Annotated in this window: 20 protein-coding genes; 11 read left to right on the top strand and 9 right to left on the bottom strand. The window is 71.6% G+C overall.

All coding sequences use genetic code 11. The annotated features are described in order from the left end of the window. Positions 1-135 precede the first annotated feature (135 nt). From AB0F91_RS30895 to AB0F91_RS30880, 4 genes are all read right to left on the bottom strand, one after another. Positions 136-1,350, bottom strand: coding sequence for a cytochrome P450 (locus tag AB0F91_RS30895; RefSeq protein WP_360603151.1), 1,215 nt, complete (start codon positions 1,348-1,350; stop codon positions 136-138). Further along, the gene (locus tag AB0F91_RS30890; protein ID WP_360603149.1) at positions 1,347-1,877 is read right to left on the bottom strand and encodes a PadR family transcriptional regulator; all 531 of its coding nucleotides are present in this window, start codon (positions 1,875-1,877) and stop codon (positions 1,347-1,349) included. The genes AB0F91_RS30895 and AB0F91_RS30890 overlap by 4 nt, the downstream gene beginning before the upstream one ends. A 71-nt stretch (positions 1,878-1,948) precedes the next feature. Then, a complete protein-coding gene (locus AB0F91_RS30885) occupies positions 1,949-2,944 on the bottom strand; it encodes a zinc-binding alcohol dehydrogenase family protein (RefSeq protein ID WP_360603399.1) in 996 nt (331 codons plus the stop codon). A 106-nt stretch (positions 2,945-3,050) separates the two neighbouring features. After that, complete coding sequence (locus AB0F91_RS30880) at positions 3,051-4,559, bottom strand: glycoside hydrolase family 30 beta sandwich domain-containing protein (protein ID WP_360603147.1); 1,509 nt, start codon at positions 4,557-4,559, stop codon at positions 3,051-3,053. 559 nt (positions 4,560-5,118) lie between these two features. On the opposite strand from AB0F91_RS30880, the gene AB0F91_RS30875 reads away from it, so the two are divergent. The 6 genes from AB0F91_RS30875 to AB0F91_RS30850 all read left to right on the top strand — a co-directional run bounded on the left by AB0F91_RS30875 (position 5,119) and on the right by AB0F91_RS30850 (position 8,585). Further along, positions 5,119-5,643 carry an LLM class flavin-dependent oxidoreductase gene (locus AB0F91_RS30875; RefSeq protein WP_360603145.1) on the top strand — a complete coding sequence of 175 codons (525 nt, stop codon included), beginning with the start codon at positions 5,119-5,121 and terminating at the stop codon, positions 5,641-5,643. 184 nt (positions 5,644-5,827) lie between these two features. After that, positions 5,828-6,214 (top strand): STAS domain-containing protein, encoded by a 387-nt coding sequence (locus AB0F91_RS30870; RefSeq protein WP_360603143.1) that lies wholly within the window; start codon positions 5,828-5,830, stop codon positions 6,212-6,214. 34 nt (positions 6,215-6,248) lie between these two features. Further along, positions 6,249-6,746, top strand: coding sequence for a hypothetical protein (locus AB0F91_RS30865; RefSeq protein WP_360603141.1), 498 nt, complete (start codon positions 6,249-6,251; stop codon positions 6,744-6,746). Between the two features lie 179 nt (positions 6,747-6,925). Then, complete coding sequence (locus tag AB0F91_RS30860; protein WP_360603139.1) at positions 6,926-7,351, top strand: STAS domain-containing protein; 426 nt, start codon at positions 6,926-6,928, stop codon at positions 7,349-7,351. Between the two features lie 222 nt (positions 7,352-7,573). Beyond that, positions 7,574-8,344 carry a TIGR03619 family F420-dependent LLM class oxidoreductase gene (locus AB0F91_RS30855; protein ID WP_360603137.1) on the top strand — a complete coding sequence of 257 codons (771 nt, stop codon included), beginning with the start codon at positions 7,574-7,576 and terminating at the stop codon, positions 8,342-8,344. A 55-nt stretch (positions 8,345-8,399) separates the two neighbouring features. Beyond that, positions 8,400-8,585: a hypothetical protein gene (locus AB0F91_RS30850; protein ID WP_360603136.1), complete on the top strand. Its 186-nt coding sequence runs from the start codon at positions 8,400-8,402 to the stop codon at positions 8,583-8,585. A 233-nt stretch (positions 8,586-8,818) separates the two neighbouring features. Here AB0F91_RS30850 and AB0F91_RS30845 read toward each other — a convergent pair whose 3' ends face one another. Both AB0F91_RS30845 and AB0F91_RS30840 read right to left on the bottom strand, forming a co-directional pair. After that, positions 8,819-9,352, bottom strand: a complete 534-nt coding sequence (locus AB0F91_RS30845; protein WP_360603134.1) for a bifunctional nuclease family protein — start codon at positions 9,350-9,352, stop codon at positions 8,819-8,821. An 84-nt stretch (positions 9,353-9,436) separates the two neighbouring features. Next, entirely contained in the window at positions 9,437-10,168 is a 732-nt protein-coding gene (locus AB0F91_RS30840) for a GAF and ANTAR domain-containing protein (RefSeq protein WP_360603132.1), read from the bottom strand. A 216-nt stretch (positions 10,169-10,384) separates the two neighbouring features. Here AB0F91_RS30840 and AB0F91_RS30835 point away from each other — a divergent pair, with 216 nt between their 5' ends. From AB0F91_RS30835 to AB0F91_RS30820, 4 genes are all read left to right on the top strand, one after another. Next, the gene (locus tag AB0F91_RS30835; RefSeq protein WP_360603130.1) at positions 10,385-10,837 is read left to right on the top strand and encodes an ATP-binding protein; all 453 of its coding nucleotides are present in this window, start codon (positions 10,385-10,387) and stop codon (positions 10,835-10,837) included. Continuing rightward, entirely contained in the window at positions 10,834-11,619 is a 786-nt protein-coding gene (locus tag AB0F91_RS30830) for a SigB/SigF/SigG family RNA polymerase sigma factor (RefSeq protein ID WP_360603128.1), read from the top strand. The genes AB0F91_RS30835 and AB0F91_RS30830 overlap by 4 nt, the downstream gene beginning before the upstream one ends. Positions 11,620-11,807: 188 nt before the next feature. Next, the gene (locus tag AB0F91_RS30825) at positions 11,808-12,221 is read left to right on the top strand and encodes a VOC family protein (RefSeq protein ID WP_360603126.1); all 414 of its coding nucleotides are present in this window, start codon (positions 11,808-11,810) and stop codon (positions 12,219-12,221) included. A gap of 65 nt (positions 12,222-12,286) precedes the next feature. After that, on the top strand, positions 12,287-13,582 hold the full coding sequence (locus tag AB0F91_RS30820) for an NAD(P)/FAD-dependent oxidoreductase (protein ID WP_360603124.1): 1,296 nt from the start codon (positions 12,287-12,289) through the stop codon (positions 13,580-13,582). A 73-nt stretch (positions 13,583-13,655) separates the two neighbouring features. Here the strand turns inward: AB0F91_RS30820 and AB0F91_RS30815 are convergent, their stop codons facing one another. Beyond that, the gene (locus tag AB0F91_RS30815) at positions 13,656-14,171 is read right to left on the bottom strand and encodes a L,D-transpeptidase (RefSeq protein ID WP_360603122.1); all 516 of its coding nucleotides are present in this window, start codon (positions 14,169-14,171) and stop codon (positions 13,656-13,658) included. A gap of 148 nt (positions 14,172-14,319) precedes the next feature. Between AB0F91_RS30815 and AB0F91_RS30810 the strand changes: the two genes are divergently transcribed. Beyond that, on the top strand, positions 14,320-15,351 hold the full coding sequence (locus AB0F91_RS30810) for an LLM class flavin-dependent oxidoreductase (RefSeq protein WP_360603120.1): 1,032 nt from the start codon (positions 14,320-14,322) through the stop codon (positions 15,349-15,351). A gap of 22 nt (positions 15,352-15,373) precedes the next feature. On the opposite strand, the gene AB0F91_RS30805 is transcribed toward AB0F91_RS30810, so the two are convergent. Further along, positions 15,374-15,916, bottom strand: a complete 543-nt coding sequence (locus AB0F91_RS30805) for an enoyl-CoA hydratase/isomerase family protein (RefSeq protein ID WP_360603118.1) — start codon at positions 15,914-15,916, stop codon at positions 15,374-15,376. 46 nt (positions 15,917-15,962) lie between these two features. After that, positions 15,963-17,681 (bottom strand): helix-turn-helix domain-containing protein, encoded by a 1,719-nt coding sequence (locus AB0F91_RS30800; protein WP_360603116.1) that lies wholly within the window; start codon positions 17,679-17,681, stop codon positions 15,963-15,965. Positions 17,682-17,724: the final 43 nt, after the last annotated feature.

Here is a 17,724-nt window from a genome sequence, read left to right as displayed (position 1 = left end):
GAGTATCTCAGATATCCATATCACGTATCACTGTTACGCACTTCATAGCGTCCCTACGGAGCATCCCGGTCAACGGTCTCCTGCCACGACAGAGCGGCGCGGGCCGCACCCCGGGAGGAGTGCGACCCGCCACGGTCACCAGGTGACCGGAACGCTCGAGACCCCGCCCGTGAGGCGGTTGGAGCGGACGTCGAGCTCGTCGACGTCCACCGCCAGGCGAAGGTTCGGGAAGCGGCGGAACAGCGCGCTGAACACCACGCGCAGCTCGGTGCGCGCGAGGCTCGCCCCGATGCAGAAGAACCCGCCGTAGCCGAACGCGATGTGGGAGTTGGGTTTGCGGTCGGCGTCGAAGTCCTCGGGGTCGGCGAACACGCTGGCGTCGCGGTTGGCCGACGAGGTCGAGATCATCACGGCGTCGCCCCGCCGGATCGCGACGCCGCCGATCTCGACGTCCTCGTGGGCGTAGCGCAGCAGGCCCAGGCCACCCGGTGCGGACATCCGCAGGATCTCCTCGACGGTGCCGTGCACGCGGCCCTCGGGATCGGCGGCGAGCGCGTCGCGACGCGCGAGGTCGGTGAGCAGGAACAGCACACCGAGGTCGATGCGGTTCGACGTGGTCTCGTGGCCGGCGAAGAGCAGCCCCGCGCCCAGCCGGGCGAGGTCGTCGTCGGTGAACGTCGGGTCGTCGGCCTGGGCGGCGACGAGATCGGACACGACGTCCTGCGCCGGCTCCGCGCGCTTCCTGGCGGCCAGCTCGCCCATGTAGGCGGCGAACTCGTCCATCGCGAGCTTCGCGTCGCCGCCGCTGTCGAGCACGCCGATGCGATCGGACAGGTCGCGGAACTTGTCGCGGTCGGCGTACGGCACGCCGAGCAGCTCGCAGATCACCAGCACCGGCAAGGGGAACGACAGGAAGTCGTGCAGGTTCACGGGCTCGCCGCCCGCGGCGTCGTGCGCGGCTTCGAGTTCGTCGAGGCACCGGTCGGCGAGCTCCTGGATACGCTCGCCGAGCTTGCGCATCCGGTTGGCCGAGAACGCCGGCACCAGCAGGCGCCGCAGCCGCGCGTGCTCGGCCCCTTCGGTCTCGTAAGCGCCTTGTGGGCCGCTCAGCAACGCGGCGTCGGACACCGCCGAGGCCTCCTCCGGCTTCGGGTGCGATCGGCCGAAGCGCGGGTCGGCGAACACCGCGCGAGCCTCCTCGAACCGGGTGACGAGCCAGGCCGGGTCGCCGGCCGGCGTGGTCACGCGCGCGATGGGGCCTTCGCGGCGCAGAACCTGGTACAGCGGCGCGATCTCGAGCACGTTCGGCCGGTCGAACGGCAGCCGCGGCGCACGCTCGGTGGTGGTCATGGGGAAGTCTCCTCCTCGGGTGACGGTTTCCGGGCCCGCGCACGCACCGTCGCGAGCCAGCTCAGTTCCTGCTCGGCCCGGCGCCCGACCTCCGCCAGCACCAGCCGGCTCCACGGGTTCTCCTGTGCCTCGGCGAGCTTCCCCAGCCGCTCACCCTGAGCGGCGAGCGCCGCTTCCCGCGCGTCGAGCACCCGCAGCCGTTCCGCGGGCTCGAGCCAGCCGAACCCGGCGAGCCGGGAGAGGAACTCGGTCGAGTCGCCGGCCAGGTCGGGCGGCAGGTCCGCGAGCAGGTCGTGCAGCAGCTCACGGCCGACGTCGGTGATCGTGTAGACGTGCCGCGGCGGCTTGCCCTCCTGCGTCTCGGCGCCGCGCGTGACTGCGCCGGCCTCGGCGAAGCGGCGCAGCGCCGGGTAGAGCGAGTTGTTGGACAGCGCCCGGCCGCTCGACTCCTCGACCTTCCGGCGCAGCTCGTAGCCGTGCATCGGCTGCCCGGCGAGGCTCGCGAGCAGCAGGACGTCGATCCACATCTAGGTCACCGTAACCTAGGACATGGTGACTTATCAACGGCCGAACGAGTCACGCCGGCGGAAAATCCCCGTCAGGTGCGCAGCACGGCAGCGCCGGTGAACCGGCCCGCGGCGAGGTCCGCGAGAGCCTCGTCCGCGCGGGCCAGCGCGTACGGACGAGTGGTCACTTCGAGGTGGTGCTGGCCCGCGAAGGCGAGGAACTCCCGCGCGTCGGCCCGCGTGTTGGCCGTGACGCTGCGGACCTGCCGCTCCTGGAACAGGTGCCGCTGGTAGTTCAGCGCAGGCACGTCGGACAGGTGGATGCCCGCGATCGCGAGCGTGCCGCCGCGGTCCAGTGCGGCGAGCGCGACGGGTACCAGCCCGCCGGCCGGGGCGAACAGGATCGCCGAGTCGAGCGGCTCGGGTGGCGGCCCCTCCCCTGCGGACGCGGCCCCCAGGTCGAGCGCCAGCCGCTGCGCCGCGCGGCTGCGCGTGACCACGTGGACCGTCGCGCCCCGCGCGAGGGCCACCTGCGTGGCGAGGTGCGCACTGCCGCCGAAGCCGTACACGCCGAGGCGCCCGCCTTCGGGTACTTCGGCCCGCAGCAGCGCGCGGTAGCCGATGAGCCCGGCGCACAGCAGCGGCGCGAGCTCGTCGTCGCGGTAGCCGGCGGGCAGGTGGTGGGCGTAGGCCGCGGGCACCACGGCGTACTCCGCGTAGCCGCCGTCGGCGTCCCAGCCCGTGTAGCGCGAGTCGGGACACAGGTTTTCCGTGCCCCGCGAGCAGAACTTGCACCTGCCGCACGTGTGGCGCAGCCAGGCGATGCCCACGCGGTCACCGATCGCGAAGGCATCCCCCGGATTCTCGCCCAGGGCGACGACCTCGCCGACCACCTCGTGCCCCGGTGTCACCGCCGGCCGGTGCACGGGCAGATCCCCTTCCGCGACGTGGAGATCGGTGCGGCACACACCGCACACGAGCACCCGCACGAGCAGGTCACCGGGCACCGGTTCGGGCACCGGTCCACTCGCGGGCGTCAGCGGCCCGGTGCCGACCGGCCCCGGGGCCGTGACGCGCCACGACCGCATGGTGGCCGGCAGCCCCGTCATCGCCGCTCCTTCGTCCGCCGAACCCGAACGTACCGCGCGCGGTGCGGGGCGGCGGGTCGTCCGCCGCCCCGCACCACCCGGTCGGTCAGCGGCCGCTCCACTGGAAGGTGACGGTGGCGCCGGCGCCCACGGTCGCGTCGAACGAGCGGTCACCGGAGACGACGGTGAACTTCTGCTCGGTCTTCGTGGTGTTCAGCGCCACCACGGTGGTCGAGCGGTCGGGGGTCGTGAACGCGACCGCCTCGATCGGCGTGCTGGTCCCGCTGGTGTAGACCACGGACGAGGCAATGCGCACCGAGCCCGGCGGCACGAACTTCGAGAAGTGCTCGATGTCGCGGTACTGGTCGTTGTAGGTCACGGCCTTCGTCTGCGAGTTGACGGTGATCGTGCCGTTGCAGGTGCCGCAGCCGCCCAGATGCGGGCCGTGGTTCTCGTCGAGCGCGATGTTCCAATCGATCGAGCTGCGGCCCCAGTTCCGCATCACGCCGAGGATCGTGGACGAGTCGCCGCCCTCGCACTCGGTCATGAAGATGTCCTTGCCGGGAAAGGACGCCTTGAGCGGCGTCTGCGCGTCGGACGAGCCGTAGTAGCAGTGGTAGGCCGTACCGGCCATCCACTTCGCGGCCGGGGTGGAGAGCAGGTCGTACGGGTACTCCGGCTGCGGGTCCTCCCCGGCCCGCTGGTGCGAGGCGATGTCGCCGGGGTGCTCGCTCCAGTTGTGGTCGAAGCCGAGGATCTTCGTGTCGAGCCCCGCGGCGCGGATGGCCGGGCCGAGGGCCTCGATCACCTTCGCCTCCTGCTGCCACGGCAGGTCGGTGCCCGGGTAGTTCTTGCGCTCCAGCGCCTGCGGCTCGTTCTGCACGGTCAGGTAGTCCACGTGCACGCCCGCCTTGCGGTAGGCCTGCAGGAACTTCACGAGGTACAGCGCGTAGGCGCGATAGATCTTCGGCGAGTCGATGAGCTTGCCGTCGATCATCGAGCCGGACGTCTTCATCCAGCCCGGCATGCTCCACGGGCTCGCGACGATCTCCAGCTGGGGGTTGAGCTTCTTCGCCTGGCGCACGAGCGGGAGGATCTGCGCCTCGTCGTGGGCGATGGAGAAGTGCTTCAGGTCGTAGTCGGTCTGCCCGGCCGGCAGGTCGTCGTAACTGTAATCCTGGCCGACGGCGAAGTCCGACGCGCCGATGGGCTGGCGCAGGAAGCTCATGCCCGCGCCGGCGCGCGGATCGAACAGGTTCTTCATGACCTCGTCGCGGTTTCCCGGCGTGAGGCCGTAGAGCACCTGGGCCGACGAGTCGGTGATGGCCGCGCCGAAACCGGACACGGTCTGGAATTTCACGTTCGCGTCGACGCGGACCGTCGTGGGCGCCGCCGCGGCCGGGCTCTGCCAACTCAGCTGCGTATCGACGGGCGTGGCCTCTCCGGGGTTCGTGAGCCACTCGTGGACGGTCCGCGACACGGCGGCCGGAGCCTGGCCGGCGGGCGCCGCCGGCGCGATCTCGGGTCCGGAGGCGGCGGTCGCCGACCCGGCCGCCACGGTCACGGCGGCCGCCGCGGCCGTCACGGAACACAGCACTCTTCGCAAGCGCGGCATGCAGATTCCTTCGTTTCACGGGGGAAACCCAGCGGACACGGCACCGGACCGGCACCGTGGGGAACCCGTGCCCGCGTTGGCGGCCGCGACCGGGGTCCGCACCGACACAACCAAACCGCGGGCGCGGTGACAAGATCCCCGCTCCGGTTTCCGTTCGTTCAGGCGGTTTGTCCGCACATCCAACCCGTTCTCGTGCCGCTGACCGGCAACCACCCGCGCGCGTTCCCGCTGTCGGGCAAGGAAATTCAGCCCGCTGAACACGAACTCGTTACGGTGGCCCGATTACCGCACCGACCCTGTGAGGAGACCCCGGTGAGCACCGTGCGCCACGGCCTGTACCTGCCGCCGTTCGGACCGTTCGGCGACCCGGCGGTGCTCGTCGAGCTCGCCGTGCGGGCCGAGGCCGCCGGCTGGGACGGGGTGTTCCTGTGGGACCACGTCGTGCCCGGCGCGCCACCGGTCGCGGACCCGTGTACGACGCTCGGCGCGATCGCCCAGGCGACCAGCACGGTCCTTCTCGGCCCGATGGTCACCCCCCCCGGCGCGGCGCCGGCCGTGGGTGCTCGCCCGGCAGGCCTCGACCGTCAGCCGGCTCTCGCGCGGACGGCTCGTCCTCGGCACCGGCCTCGGCTCCGACGAGACCGGCGACTTCAGCCGCTTCGGCGAACCCCTCGGCCCACGCGCGGCGAAGTTCGACGAGGCCTTGGCGGTCGTGCGCGCGATCCGGTCGGGCGCCGAGGTGCACCACCGCGGCGAGCACCTCCACGTCGACCTCGACGCCGGCGAGCCCGAGCCGCACCCCATCCCGACCTGGACCGCGATGTCCACCGACCACCCGCGCGTCCTCGCCCGCGCCGCCGCGGGCGACGGCATCTTCCCCCTTGCCGGCCCCCACCCGCCGGCACCGGAGGAACTGGCTCGGCTGGTCACCGCCGTGCGTCCCCCCGGCCGCCCTTTCGACGTCGCGGTGGCCGGCAACGCCAGCCCGGTCTGGGACCAACCCCCGACGGTCGACCTCGGCGCGCTGACCGACCCCCTCGACCTCTCGCTGACCGTTGTCGACGCCGGCCCGTCACGCCGGTGACGGTGCGGACCGCCACGCTGGTGAACGCTTGTTCTGCCCGGCCGGGCGGGGGCTGATACGTTCGGGACGAACCACGGTTGAGCACGCAGCCGTCACCAGACCCTGTCCCGGCCCCAGGCCGGGCACCAGGCCCGCTGGGGGCTCGTCCAGCCCGGCGGGCCCGTGACCGCGGAGGGAACCCGTCGTGACCGACGACCTCAGAGCGGGTGGCGCGCGCCGCCTGCCCACGCTCGACATCACCACCACGACCACCGGCGACACGACGGTGGTCACCGCCGTCGGGGAGATCGACACCGCGGTGTCGGGTGCACTGCGCGACCAGCTGGTCGCCGCCCTTCAGGCCCGCCCCGACGTGCTCGTCGTGGACCTGTCCGAAGTGCCGTTCTGCGACTCCAGCGGCCTTTCGGTGCTGATCGACGTCCGGGGCCGCGCGACCGAGGACGGGATCCCGTTCCGTGTCGTGACCCAGCAGCGCGGCCTGCTGCGGCCGATCGGGTTGCTGCACCTCGACTCGGTGCTGGAGATCCACCCGAGCCTGGAAACGGCCACGGGAACCGTCTCCTCGTCGTAGTGCAGGGCCGCGGCGGTGGGCCTAATGTCCTCACATGAGCGATCTGCCGCGGTTTCCCGAGGACTCCAACCAGCCCCCTTCCTCCAGCGAACCCCCACGTCCGGCCGCGCCCAGCACCATCATGGTCGCGTTCTGGGCGTTCGTCGTCTCGACCGTGATCGGCATCGTCGGCGCTCTGCTGCTGTTCGGGCAGAAGGACGACCTCATCGACGCCGCCCGCCGCACCAACCCCAACCTCAGCCAGGAGCAGCTGGCCCAGGGCGCGAACATCGCGCTCGTCGTGGCGGTCGTGATCGCGATCGTCATCGCGCTGCTGTACCTGCTCTTCGCGGTGAAGCTGCGAGCCGGGCGCAACTGGGCGCGGATCGTGCTGACCGTGCTCACGGTGCTGCAAGTCCTGTCGCTCATCACGGGCAACGGCGGCACCTGGCTGAGCTACCTCTCGGCGCTGGCGGCCGTGCTCGGCGTCGTGTTCTCGTTCCTCGGCGATTCCAACGCCTACATCGCGGCGGGCAAGCAGGTTCGGCGATAACCACTCCCGCGGTGGCTGGCGGCTCTAGTGCACGTGCACTACTCTGGGTCTTGGTTGAGCCACCAGCCGCCGCGATTTCACCGCGCTCCGGGAGCGTTGGCGCCGATCGGCTGGGATGCCCGAACTCCAGCCCTCGTCGGCCGTCACCCGGGTGCGCGGCCTACGAGAGGCGGGCCGCGATGAGCGCCCTACGCCGCACGAAAGCTCTTTCCGCCGGGGTCGGCCAGGTCGACCCGAAACGCCTGCTCAGCCTGCACGTCCACCGACCCGTCCCGGGTGCTTCCGTGGTGGAGGTGGTCGGTGAGGTCGACCTCTGCACCGCGCCCCACCTCGCCGAAGTCGTCGAAGCCCGCATCCGCAGCACGGTCGGCGTGGTGATCATCGACCTCAGCCGCACCACGTTCCTCGCCGTCGCCGGCCTCAAGGTCCTGCGGCGCATGCAGCTGCTGGCCCAGCTGCTGGAGACCGACTTCTACGTGGACCCCGGCGACTCGCACGCCGCTCGCCGCCTGCTCCAGCTCATGCCGCTCGGCTGCGAGCGCCCCGGCGCCGCCGCGGGCCTTTCGCCTGTCGACGTCCCCGGCCAGCGGCGGCTGACCACCTGAAGGTTCCCCGGCGCACATCCGTGGCCGCGAACCCCGGATCCGGTGGCAAGATCACCACGGGGACCACCAGAGCGGACGCCGGGAGACTTCCATGCGCATCGGTTTCACCCTGCCCCAGTTCGGCCCGTTCGCCGGAGACGGCTCGGGCGTCACCCGCTTCGCCCGGCGCGCCGAGGAGCTCGGCGCCGCGAGCCTCTGGGTCGGCGACCGCCTGCTCGCGCCGTGCACCCGACGGTCGGCTACGGCGGCTCCGACGCGATCCCGGCCGAGTTCGCCGTGCGGCTCGACCCGTTCGCGCTGCTGGCCGCCGCGGCCGCGGTGACCGGGCGGGTGCGGCTCGGCACCAACGTGCTCAACGCGCCCTGGTACCCGCCCGCCCTGCTGGCGCGGTCGCTCACCACGATCGACGCGCTCAGCGGCGGCCGGCTGGTCCCGGGGCTGGGCACCGGCTGGTCTCCCGAGGAGTACGAGGCCGTGAACGTGCCGATGACCGAACGCGGCGCGCGACTCGACGAATGCCTCGACGCCCTCGAAGCGCTGTGGACCACCGATCCCGCCGAGTACCGCGGCCGGCACTGGACCGTGCCCGAGACCCACGACTCGTTCAAGCCGGTCCGCACGCCGCCGGTGTACCTCGCCGGGTACGCGCCGGCCGCGATGCGCCGGATCGCGCGGCGGGCGGCGGGCTGGCTGCCGGTGGTCACGCCGCCGGCCGAGTACGACCCGGAGGCCGCGATCGTCGCGCCGCTGGCGAACCTGCGGCAGCTGGCCGGGGAAGCCGGCCGGAACCCCGCGGAGCTGGGCGCCATCCTGCGCCTCTACCCGCAGGCCGGCGCCGGCGTGGCCGACGTGGTGAGCGCCATCGAGCGCACCGCCCAGGACACCGACCTTCGCGACGTGTTCGTGGACCTCACCTTCACCGCGCGCAGCACGGAGCACGCGCTGGAGCTCGTGGAGATGATCTTGGGGCAGACCTCCCACGAGCCCGCGTGAGGCGTTCATCCTCCGTTGGTTGTCCACCGGGGTCCGGACTGCCGAAGATGTCGGGATGATCGAGCGCCACCACCGCCGGCACGGGTCCGACGAGAACGAGGGGCTCGCCGAAGCCGCCGAGCACGCGGGCTTCGACCTCGGGACCGACCTCGCGCAGCCGGTGTCCGGGCACGAGCACAACGCCTTCGACGCGGAGGTCGACCTCGGCGTGGACGGCGAGCCGCCGCAGCTGCGCGGCTGAGCGCCCTCCGTCAACCCCGCGCACGAGGATGGCCCCCGACCGGAGCCAGGTCGGGGGCCATCGTCTCGGGGCCGGTGCGCTGTGCCCGCCTCTCGGCAGATTCGCGCGACGCGGCGCCGCCCGGACGCCGGGACAGCCGGACCGAACACCGCTGCGACGAGGGGTGAGCCCGGCGGACACGAAGCGCATCGGCCGTCTCGATCAACATCACGAGCGGCGATCGCTATTCCCGGTCAGGCGGGCCCGGAGCCGGGGTCGCGGAAGTCGTCGGGGCTGACCTCGTCGAGCAGATCGCGGAACTGGCGGATCTCGTCCTCGGTGCCCACGCCCGGCTCCCCACCGAGTGCTTCGGCCGGGTCCTCGCCGCCCGCCACCGTCACGTCCACCGCGGCCTCGGCGAGCACGGCCTCGGCGACCTCGATGGGTGCGTGGGCGCGCAGCCCCACCGCGATCGCGTCGCTGGGCCGCGCCGACACACGCACGCCGTCCGAGAGCACCAGGTCGGCGTGGAAGATGCTGTCGCGCAGCTCGGTGACCTCGACACTCGTCACTTGCCGGCCGAACGCCGACACCACCTCGAGGATCAGCTCGACCGTGCCCGGCCGGGCCGAGGTCACCTGCTCCTGCGCGGCGGCCAGTTCCTGCGCCTCCGGCGCGCCGATGGTGATGGCCAGCCAGCGGCGCTGCCCCGTTTCCTCACGCAGCAACACCACCGGCGCCACCTCCTGGGCGACGACGGCGAGACCCTGGACCCGCACTTGCACCATGTGGTTCACCCGCTTCCGGACTGAAACCCCCTCGGGGACATACCCAGTGTCGCGCGCGAGCACGCGTACCGGCGCGGGGCGGGGTCAGGTAAAACTGGACACGGCGGCCACGAACTCGGCTGCCACGTCGTAGAGCTTGCGGTTTCCGTCCTGCGAACGCTTCACGAGCCGTTGGAAAGCCTCTTCGGCGGTGATGCGGTGGGCGGCCATCAGGATGCCTTTGGCCTGGTCGATCACGGCTCTCGTCTCCAGCGCGCGGTTGAGCTGGGCCACCAGCTCCTGCGCGTCGAAGTAGCGCCGCGCACTGCGCAGGCCGAACACCACCGTGGCGGTGTAGAGCTCCAGGATTTTCACCTCGAGGTCGCTGAACCCGTGTTCGCCGAACCCGAACAGGTTCATCGCGCCGCTCATGTCGCCGTCGACGGTGAGCGGGGCGGCGAGGAAGCTCGCCACGCCGAGCTCGTCGGCGGCGGACGCGAACTGCGGCCACTGGTCGGCCACCGCTCCGACCCCGACCCGCACGGGCGTGCCGGTCTCGGCCGCCCGCAGGCACGGCCCGTCACCGATTCGGTACTGCTCGCGGTCGAAGTTCACCGCTCGCTGGTCGGTGCTGGCGACGGTCTCCGCGACCCCGTCGCGCACCAACGTGATGCTGGCCATGTCTGCGCCGGCGACCACCTGGACCACGTGCTCGCAGACCGCCTGCAGCATCTGGCCGAGATCGAGTTCCTGGTGGTCGAGCATCGCGGTCAGCGACTCCATCGCCACGGTGACTTCGTCAAGCCGCGCGGATAGCCGTTCCTGGCCGCCGGTCATGTTTTCCAGGCCCCTTCTCTTGGGTACTTGAAGGGCGCTGCTGACCAGGCGAGACCCGGGCGCGCGCCACCACTGGCCGCTAGCGCTTTAACGGGTCCTCGGGCGAGATTACTGCATCCCGTTCACCTGTCCGACACGCGGTGCCGCTCCCCCGCACCGCCCGATCCGGGCGAGAACCCAGGTGTCGAAGCCGGGCCGAGTGGGTAACCGGGAATCATGGAAAACGAAGCAGCCGGCAGCTCGCCGAGCCACGCGATGCCGGCGGTCGACAACCTGCTCGACGAGGTGATCGAGCTTCGCCTGCCCGCCGAGACCGGGCAGATCCCTCTGGTGCGGATGCTGGCCCAGGCGGTGGCCGCGCGCGCCGACTACGGACTCGACGCGATCGCCGACGCGAAGATGGCGGTCGACGAGGCGTGCGCGCAGCTCGTGGAGCTCGCCGAGTTCGGCGAGACCATGACCTGCCGATTCCGCGTGGCACCCGAAGGCATCGCCATCACCGTGGAGACCCGCACGGGGCACGCGCGGCTGCCGAGCGAGCGCAGCTTCGGCTGGCACGTGCTCACGACGCTGGCCGCCGCCGTGTCGGCCACCAGCACCCCGGGTCACGACACCGCCGGCAACATCCTGGCGATCCACCTCGAGCTGGGTCCGGGGACGGCCAGGTGAACCAGCAGCCGATCACCCGGCGCCGGGACGAGTACGCCCACACGGTGCCGCTGTTCGAAGAGTTCGCCGCCCTCGACCCGGACGATCCGCGCCGCCCGCGTCTGCGCGAAACGCTGGTGACGGAGTTCCTCCCGGTCGCCGAGCACATCGCCACGCGCTTCACCGGTCGCGGCGAGCCGCGCGAGGACCTCGTGCAGGTCGCCCGGATCGGCCTGATCAACGCCATCGACCGGTTCACCCCGGATCGCGGCCCGGACTTCCTGTCCTTCGCCGTACCCACGATCATGGGCGAGATCCGCCGCCACTTCCGCGACACCGGCTGGTCGGTGCGCGTGCCGCGCCGCCTGAAGGAACTGCACCTCGCGCTGAGCCACGGCTCGAGCGCGCTGTCGCAGACCCTGGGCCGCGCGCCGACGCCGACTGAGCTCGCGGAGCACCTCGGGCTCGACGTCGGCGAAGTCCACGAAGGCCTCATCGCCGGCAACGCGTACCAGACGCTGTCAGTCGACAAGCCCGTGCACGACGACGCCGAGCCCCTCTCGCTCGCGGACACCCTCGGTGAGGAAGACGCGGAACTCGAGCACATCGAAAACCACGAGGCGCTGGAACCACTGCTGCGCGAGCTGCCGCCTCGTGAACGCGCGATCCTCGTGATGCGCTTCTTCGGTGGCCTCACGCAAACGCAGATCGCCGACCGCGTGGGCATTTCCCAGATGCACGTGTCGCGCCTGCTGTCACAGACCTTGGAACAACTTCGCGGAAAGCTCACCACCGATCCGTGAGCACGGCAATAATCGGAATCTTTTCACCGCGCGCCCCGGAAACCGCCACCCGGCAACGCGAATCGCCGCTCGTACGACACCTGGCTCCGTTACGGAAACGCGATTTCTTCACCCGCCGGAGCGACCCCGTTGTCCGCCCCTTCGTCTTCTGCGAGGATTCATTCCCGTCCACGACGAAGGAGTGTCCGGTGGCTTCGATCCTCAACCCGTACATCAGCTTCCGCGACGACGCCCGGCAGGCGATGGAGTTCTACCGGGACGTGTTCGGCGGGACGCTGACTGTGAACACGTTCGGGGAGTCCGGCATGCCGGACTCCCCCGCGGCGGACAAGATCATGCACGCTCAGCTCGAGACCGAGAACGGGTTCACGTTGATGGCGGCCGACACACCGCCGGGCATGGACCACAACCCCGGTACCAACATCTCGGTGAGCCTCAGCGGCGACGACGTCGACCAGCTGCGCGGCTACTGGGCCAAGCTCTCCGAGGGCGGCAACGTGGCGGTGCCGCTGGAAAAGCAGATGTGGGGCGACGAGTTCGGCATGTGCGTCGACAAGTTCGGCATCGGCTGGATGGTCAACATCACGCAGCCGCAGGGCTGAGCGCACCCGGCAGGCGGCGGGCGGGTTTGCCGTGCGCCGCCGACAGCTACGCGGAAGGAGTCCTGATGCGGGTCGTGATCGTCGGGGGCGGGTTCGCCGGCTACAACGCGGCCAAACTGCTGCGCAGGACTGCGGGCGACGACGTGGAAGTGGTGGTGGTCAACCCCACTGACTACTTCCTCTACCTGCCGCTGTTGCCGGAGGTCGCGGCAGGACTGCTCGACCCGCGCAGCATCACCGTCTCGATCCCCGGCACCCTGCCCGGCGTGCGGCTCGCGCTCGGCACGGTGACCTCTGTGGACTTCGACGCGCACGTGGTGGGCTACACCGACCCCGAGGACCGCACCCACGAGCTGTCCTACGACCGGCTCGTGCTCGCCGCGGGCAGCGTGAACAAGCTCCTGCCGATCCCCGGCGTCGCCGAGACCGCCCACGGGTTCCGCGGGGTGCCGGAGGCGCTCTACCTGCGCGACCACATCACCCGTCAGATCGAGCTGGCCGCCGCGGCCGACGATCCGGAGGAACGCGCGGCTCGTTGCACGTTCGTGGTCGTGGGCGCCGGCTACACCGGCACCGAGGTCGCGGTCCAGGGCCCGGCGTTCACCGCTGCACTCGTCGCGCGCCACCCCGAGCTCACGGGCCAGCCGGTGCGCTGGCTGCTGCTCGACATCGCCGACCGCGTGCTGCCCGAGCTGTCGCCGCGCCTCGGCAGGACCGCCGACGCGGTGCTGCGCGAGCGCGGCGTCGAGGTGCTGATGAAGACGTCGGTGAAGGACGCCACCGCCGACGCCGTCACGCTCACCACCGGCGAACGCGTCCCGACGCGGTCGCTCGTGTGGTGCGTCGGGGTGCGCCCCGACCCGCTCGTCGCCGACGTCGGCCTGCCCACGGCCAAGGGCCGTGTTCTCGTGACGGCGCAGCTCGGCGTGCCGGGTTACCCGGACGTGTTCGCGTGCGGCGACGTCGCCGCGGTGCCCGACCTGACGCGGCCCGGTGAGTACACGGCCATGACCGCGCAGCACGCGGAACGCCAGGGCAAGCTCGCGGGGGCCAACGTCGCCGCGTCACTCGGGTACGGCCGCCCTGGCACCTACCGCCACCACGACCTCGGGTTCGTGGTCGACCTGGGCGCGGGCCGCGCGGCGGCCAACCCGTTGCACGTGCCGCTTTCGGGCTGGCCCGCGAAGATCGTGACCCGCGCGTACCACCTGCTGGCGATGCCGGGCAACCGCCTGCGCACCGCCACGAACTGGGCGCTCACGACGATGAGCCGTCGCCCGACCGTCCAGCTGGGACTGGTCCGGGGCTCGTCCGTGCCGCTCGACACCGACTCCCCCGAAGTGCCGCACCGCCCGCGCTGAGTCCACAGTGGAATCCATAAGCACAGTGGAAACCATCGGCACAGTGGAACCCATCAGATCCACAGTGGACTGATCAGGCCTTGACCTCGACGGACGCGCCCACCGGCAGTCCGGCGAAGAACACCTCCGAGTCGGCGTCGGTCAGGTGGATGCAGCCGTGCGAGGGCTTGTCCAACGGCCCGGCGTGGAACGCGATCCCGCCGGCTGCGAAGAACACCGAGTTCGGCATCGGGTCGCCGTACTCGCTGCTGGTATGCACCTTGTCCTTCCACGCGACCTTGAAGCCGCCGACGGGAGTCGGCTGGCCCGCGTCGCCCGGCTCCATCGCCACCGGGCCGTACGCGACCACGCCGCCCTTGAGTAGCCACGCGAGCCGCAGCGACAGGCTCGCGCACGCGCCTGTCGTGACCGCGCACGGCGGGGCGGGAGGCGGCGACGGGGTGGTCGACGTGGGCGTGGTCTCAGGGGTGGTGGGCGCGAGGCTCGAGGTCTCGGCCAGCGGCGTGGTGGCCGCCTTCGGCGCGGCGCACGCCGTCAGCGCGGCCGCGGTGGCCACGAGTACTCCCGTCGCGAAGGTCTTCGCCTGCATCGACAACTCCTGTCGTCCGGTCCACCGTGATCAACGGCTGAGCGGACGGGAAGGTTGAGTACGTGACCGCAGACACCACCGGCGCGAAATGTTGACGCGTCATCAAAGCCTGGTAGGTTCGACGCCAGGAACTCGCGAGGAAGTGGACATGGAACTCGGTATCTACAGCTTTGGCGACCGGACGCCCGACCCGGTGACCGGTGAGCAGGTGTCGGTGGCGCAGCGGCTCGCCGAGACGGTGGAGCGCATCAAGCTCGCCGACGAGCTCGGGCTCGGGTTCTACGGCCTGGGTGAGCACCACCTGGAGCACTACGCCATCTCGAACCCGGCCACCGTGCTGGCCGCGGCGGCGAGCGTCACCGAGCACATCACGCTCGCGAGCGCGGTCACGGTGCTCTCCACCGAGGACCCGGTGCGCGTGTACCAGCAGTTCACCACGCTCGACCAGCTCAGCCGCGGCCGTGCGGAGCTGCTGGCCGGACGTGGGTCGTTCACCGAGTCGTTCCCGCTGTTCGGCGCCGACCTCGGCGACTACGACGAGCTGTACGAGGAGAAGCTCGCCCTCCTGCTGCGCATCGACCGCGAGGACCCGATCACGTGGTCGGGCCGCTTCCGCCCGCCGCTGAACGACGCGCACATCTACCCGCGCCCGTACGGCCGGCGCCTGCGCATCTCCGTCGGCACCGGCGGCAACCCGGAGTCCTCGATCCGTGCCGGGCTGCTCGGCCTGCCCGTGGTCTACGCCGTGATCGGCGGCGAGCCGGAACGCTTCGCGCCGCTCGTGGACCTCTACCGCCGCGCGGCCGCGGCCGGCGAGCACGCCGACGACGAGCACGACGTGACCATGGGCGCCATCGGCTTCGTGGCCGAGAACTCCCAGGACGCCAAGGAAACCTTCTACCCGTACTGGCTCGAGACGATGAAGTGGGGCGCGCGCTCGCGCGGCTGGGCCGTGCCCACGCGCCGCGAGTACGACCAGTACACCGAGGGCGCCCGCGCGCTGTTCGTCGGCAGCCCGAACGAGGTCGCCGAGCGCATCATCAGCGTCGGCAAGCTGACCGGCGCCGACCGCTACGCCATGCAGATGGACTGGTCGGGTGTGCCGCACGCGAAGGTGATGAAGGCGATCGAGCTGCTGGGCACCGAGGTGCTCCCGCAGATCCGCAAGGAGTTCGGCTGAGGCCCGGGCACCGGGAAAAGCCTCAGCAGAACTGCTTCGCCTCGCCGGCCAGCCGCGCCGCCCGCTCCACCGCCACGTGGAGCAGGTCTGTTGAGGCGCAACACGTCTCCACCAGCCCGGCGACGAGTGCCGCCTCCGGCGTGAACGTGCGCTCGCCCGAGCGAACCGTGCGCCAGACCGGGCCGGCGTGGCGGCGCAGCACCGCCTCGACGGCGGGCGGCACGCGCGCGGCCGGCCCGAGCCCGAGCCGACCCTGCGCCATCACGCGCAGGTCGGCGGCCGCCGTGAGCGCGTAGCCGGCGCCCAGCGCGTCTCCGCCGATCGCGGCGACGACGGGGCTCGGGTGGTTCGCGATGGCGAGCACCGCCCGCTCCAGCCGGTCCGCCGCCCCGGCGAAGCCGCGGGCGAACACGTCGTCGCCGCCGGTGAGGACGACCGCGTACGAGCCGCCGATGTAGCCCAGCGCGGCGGTGATCCGGTCAAGTGTCTCGGGAACCATGCTCCCGCAGGGGTTCTCGTGCATCCGGACCACCGCGACGCCGTGGTCGTGCTTCAGGTCGATCATGCGCCGTCCTCCCAGCACCCGATCGCAGCGCCCCGTTCGAGACGGCTCACGACGGGATGTCGATGCCGTAGTCCCGGATCTTGCGGTAGATCGTGGCCCTCGACATGCCGAGGGAGTGGGCGGCGCGGGACTTGTTCCCGTCGGCGTCGAGGAGGCTGCGCACGATCGCGTCGCGCTCCAGCGACTCCAGCGGGTTGAGCACGCGCTTGACCACCGTCCGGCACTCCGGGGGCAGGTCCTCGGGCTCGATCACGCCGGCGCGGCGGGTGTGCACGACCTTGCGCAGCACCTGCCGAAGCTGCGCGACGTTGCCCGGCCACTCGTTGCGCAGCAGCAGCTGCAGCGCGGCCGGCGAGCAGTGCAGCAGCGGGCCCTTGCCGAGCTGCGCGAGCAGGAACGGCACGAGCACGCGCACGTCCTCGATGTGGTGACGCAGCGGCGGCACGGTGACCGACGTGGGGAAGTGGCGCATCAGGTCGGTGTCGAGACCGTCCTGCTCACCCTCCGACACCGTCGCGACGCCCCACACGCGGGCATCGAGCCGAGCGTCGTCGAGCACCGCGGCCAGTGCCCGCTGCTCCTCCTGCGAGAGCTTGTCCAGGTGCCGGAACACGACCGTGCCCGGGCCCTTGCGCAGCGCGCGCCGTACCGGGGCCTCCCACTCCCCCGGCTTGACGCCGTCGAGCTCCACGACCTCGCACGGCGCGCTCGCAGTCGAGCCGGAGTGCGCGGCGCGGGCCACGGCGAGCTTGCCACTGCCGGGCTCGCCCTCGAGCACGGTCCATTTCCGGTCGCGCGCGAAGCGGCCCACCGAGTGACAGGCCCGCACCCACAGCGCTCCCGTGCCGACGATGCCGGGCAGCACCGGCTGGCGCGTGTCGATGCGCGCGGACACGACCTCGGGCTCCTGCAGCAGCCGGGCCCGCACGACGCCGCCGGCCGGGCCGACGTCGCTCGAGACCGGCGTGTACGACAGCCGCGCGCGGGCGCCGCTGGGCAGGTCCATCGACAGCGAGCGGTCCGACTGCGAGCTCAGCGCCTCGACGGCCCGGGCCAGCAGCGCGGCCTGATCCTCGGGCACGAGCAGCTGGCGGGCGTGGTCGTTGAGCATCACGAGGTCGTTGTTGACCGCGAGCACGATCCCCTGCCCGCGCCGGCACGCCCGCAGGTACGCCGAGAACAGGCTCAGCTCGCGCAGGCCGACCTGGTTGGTCAGCTCCGTCTCGATGTCGTGCGCGGTCGCCTTGGCCAGCGCCAGCAACAGCGGGCCGGCGTCCTTCTTCCAGCACGTGAGGTCCAGCAGGCCGAGGACCTGGCCCGAGATGGGGTGGCGGATGGGCACGCCGGCGCACGCGAGCGTGTCGAGGTTCTCCGCGTAGTGCTCGTGACCGAACACCGCGGTCGGCTGCCGGCCTTCGAGCGCCGTGCCGATCCCGTTCGTGCCGACGAACTCCTCGGCGTAGCTGAACCCGGGCGCGAGCTGCACCCCGTCGAGGTAACGCTCGAGCGCGCGGTCCTCCGTCCGGCGATCCAGCACCAGCGCCTGATGGTCGGTGAGCACCACGCTCACCGCGAGGTCGCTCAGCTTGTCCTCCAGGGCGTCGAGCACCGCGCCCGCGCTCTGCAGCAGCGGCGTCTCGAGGTCGGGATCCGCCACGTACGGAGTTCTCACGTGGTCGGCGGCCACCCGGTGCGTCCGGGACCGCCACCACGACGCGAGAATCGTCTTGCGGACGCTTTCCGCGTCGACCTCCTCCGTGGACAAGAACTGCTCCCTGGCGTTCGCCAGCCTGTCCGGCGACGAAATG

Origin of the sequence: Amycolatopsis sp. NPDC023774, from assembly GCF_040639695.1 — a bacterium.
Taxonomy (GTDB): domain Bacteria; phylum Actinomycetota; class Actinomycetes; order Mycobacteriales; family Pseudonocardiaceae; genus Amycolatopsis.
The sequence above is the reverse complement of the archived record's forward strand: the minus strand, read 5'-3'. Positions and strand labels throughout refer to the sequence as shown.

Bases quoted from the DNA above. Each gene is read 5' to 3' on its own strand.
- AB0F91_RS30895 (WP_360603151.1), bottom strand. From the start codon at position 1,350: ATGACCACCACCGAGCGTGCGCCGCGGCTGCCGTTCGACCGGCCGAAC.
- AB0F91_RS30890 (WP_360603149.1), bottom strand. From the start codon at position 1,877: ATGTGGATCGACGTCCTGCTGCTCGCGAGCCTCGCCGGGCAGCCGATG.
- AB0F91_RS30885 (WP_360603399.1), bottom strand. From the start codon at position 2,944: ATGCGGTCGTGGCGCGTCACGGCCCCGGGGCCGGTCGGCACCGGGCCG.
- AB0F91_RS30880 (WP_360603147.1), bottom strand. From the start codon at position 4,559: ATGCCGCGCTTGCGAAGAGTGCTGTGTTCCGTGACGGCCGCGGCGGCC.
- AB0F91_RS30865 (WP_360603141.1), top strand. From the start codon at position 6,249: ATGAGCGATCTGCCGCGGTTTCCCGAGGACTCCAACCAGCCCCCTTCC.
- AB0F91_RS30860 (WP_360603139.1), top strand. From the start codon at position 6,926: ATGAGCGCCCTACGCCGCACGAAAGCTCTTTCCGCCGGGGTCGGCCAG.
- AB0F91_RS30850 (WP_360603136.1), top strand. From the start codon at position 8,400: ATGATCGAGCGCCACCACCGCCGGCACGGGTCCGACGAGAACGAGGGG.
- AB0F91_RS30845 (WP_360603134.1), bottom strand. From the start codon at position 9,352: ATGGTGCAAGTGCGGGTCCAGGGTCTCGCCGTCGTCGCCCAGGAGGTG.
- AB0F91_RS30840 (WP_360603132.1), bottom strand. From the start codon at position 10,168: ATGACCGGCGGCCAGGAACGGCTATCCGCGCGGCTTGACGAAGTCACC.
- AB0F91_RS30835 (WP_360603130.1), top strand. From the start codon at position 10,385: ATGGAAAACGAAGCAGCCGGCAGCTCGCCGAGCCACGCGATGCCGGCG.
- AB0F91_RS30820 (WP_360603124.1), top strand. From the start codon at position 12,287: ATGCGGGTCGTGATCGTCGGGGGCGGGTTCGCCGGCTACAACGCGGCC.
- AB0F91_RS30815 (WP_360603122.1), bottom strand. From the start codon at position 14,171: ATGCAGGCGAAGACCTTCGCGACGGGAGTACTCGTGGCCACCGCGGCC.
- AB0F91_RS30810 (WP_360603120.1), top strand. From the start codon at position 14,320: ATGGAACTCGGTATCTACAGCTTTGGCGACCGGACGCCCGACCCGGTG.
- AB0F91_RS30805 (WP_360603118.1), bottom strand. From the start codon at position 15,916: ATGATCGACCTGAAGCACGACCACGGCGTCGCGGTGGTCCGGATGCAC.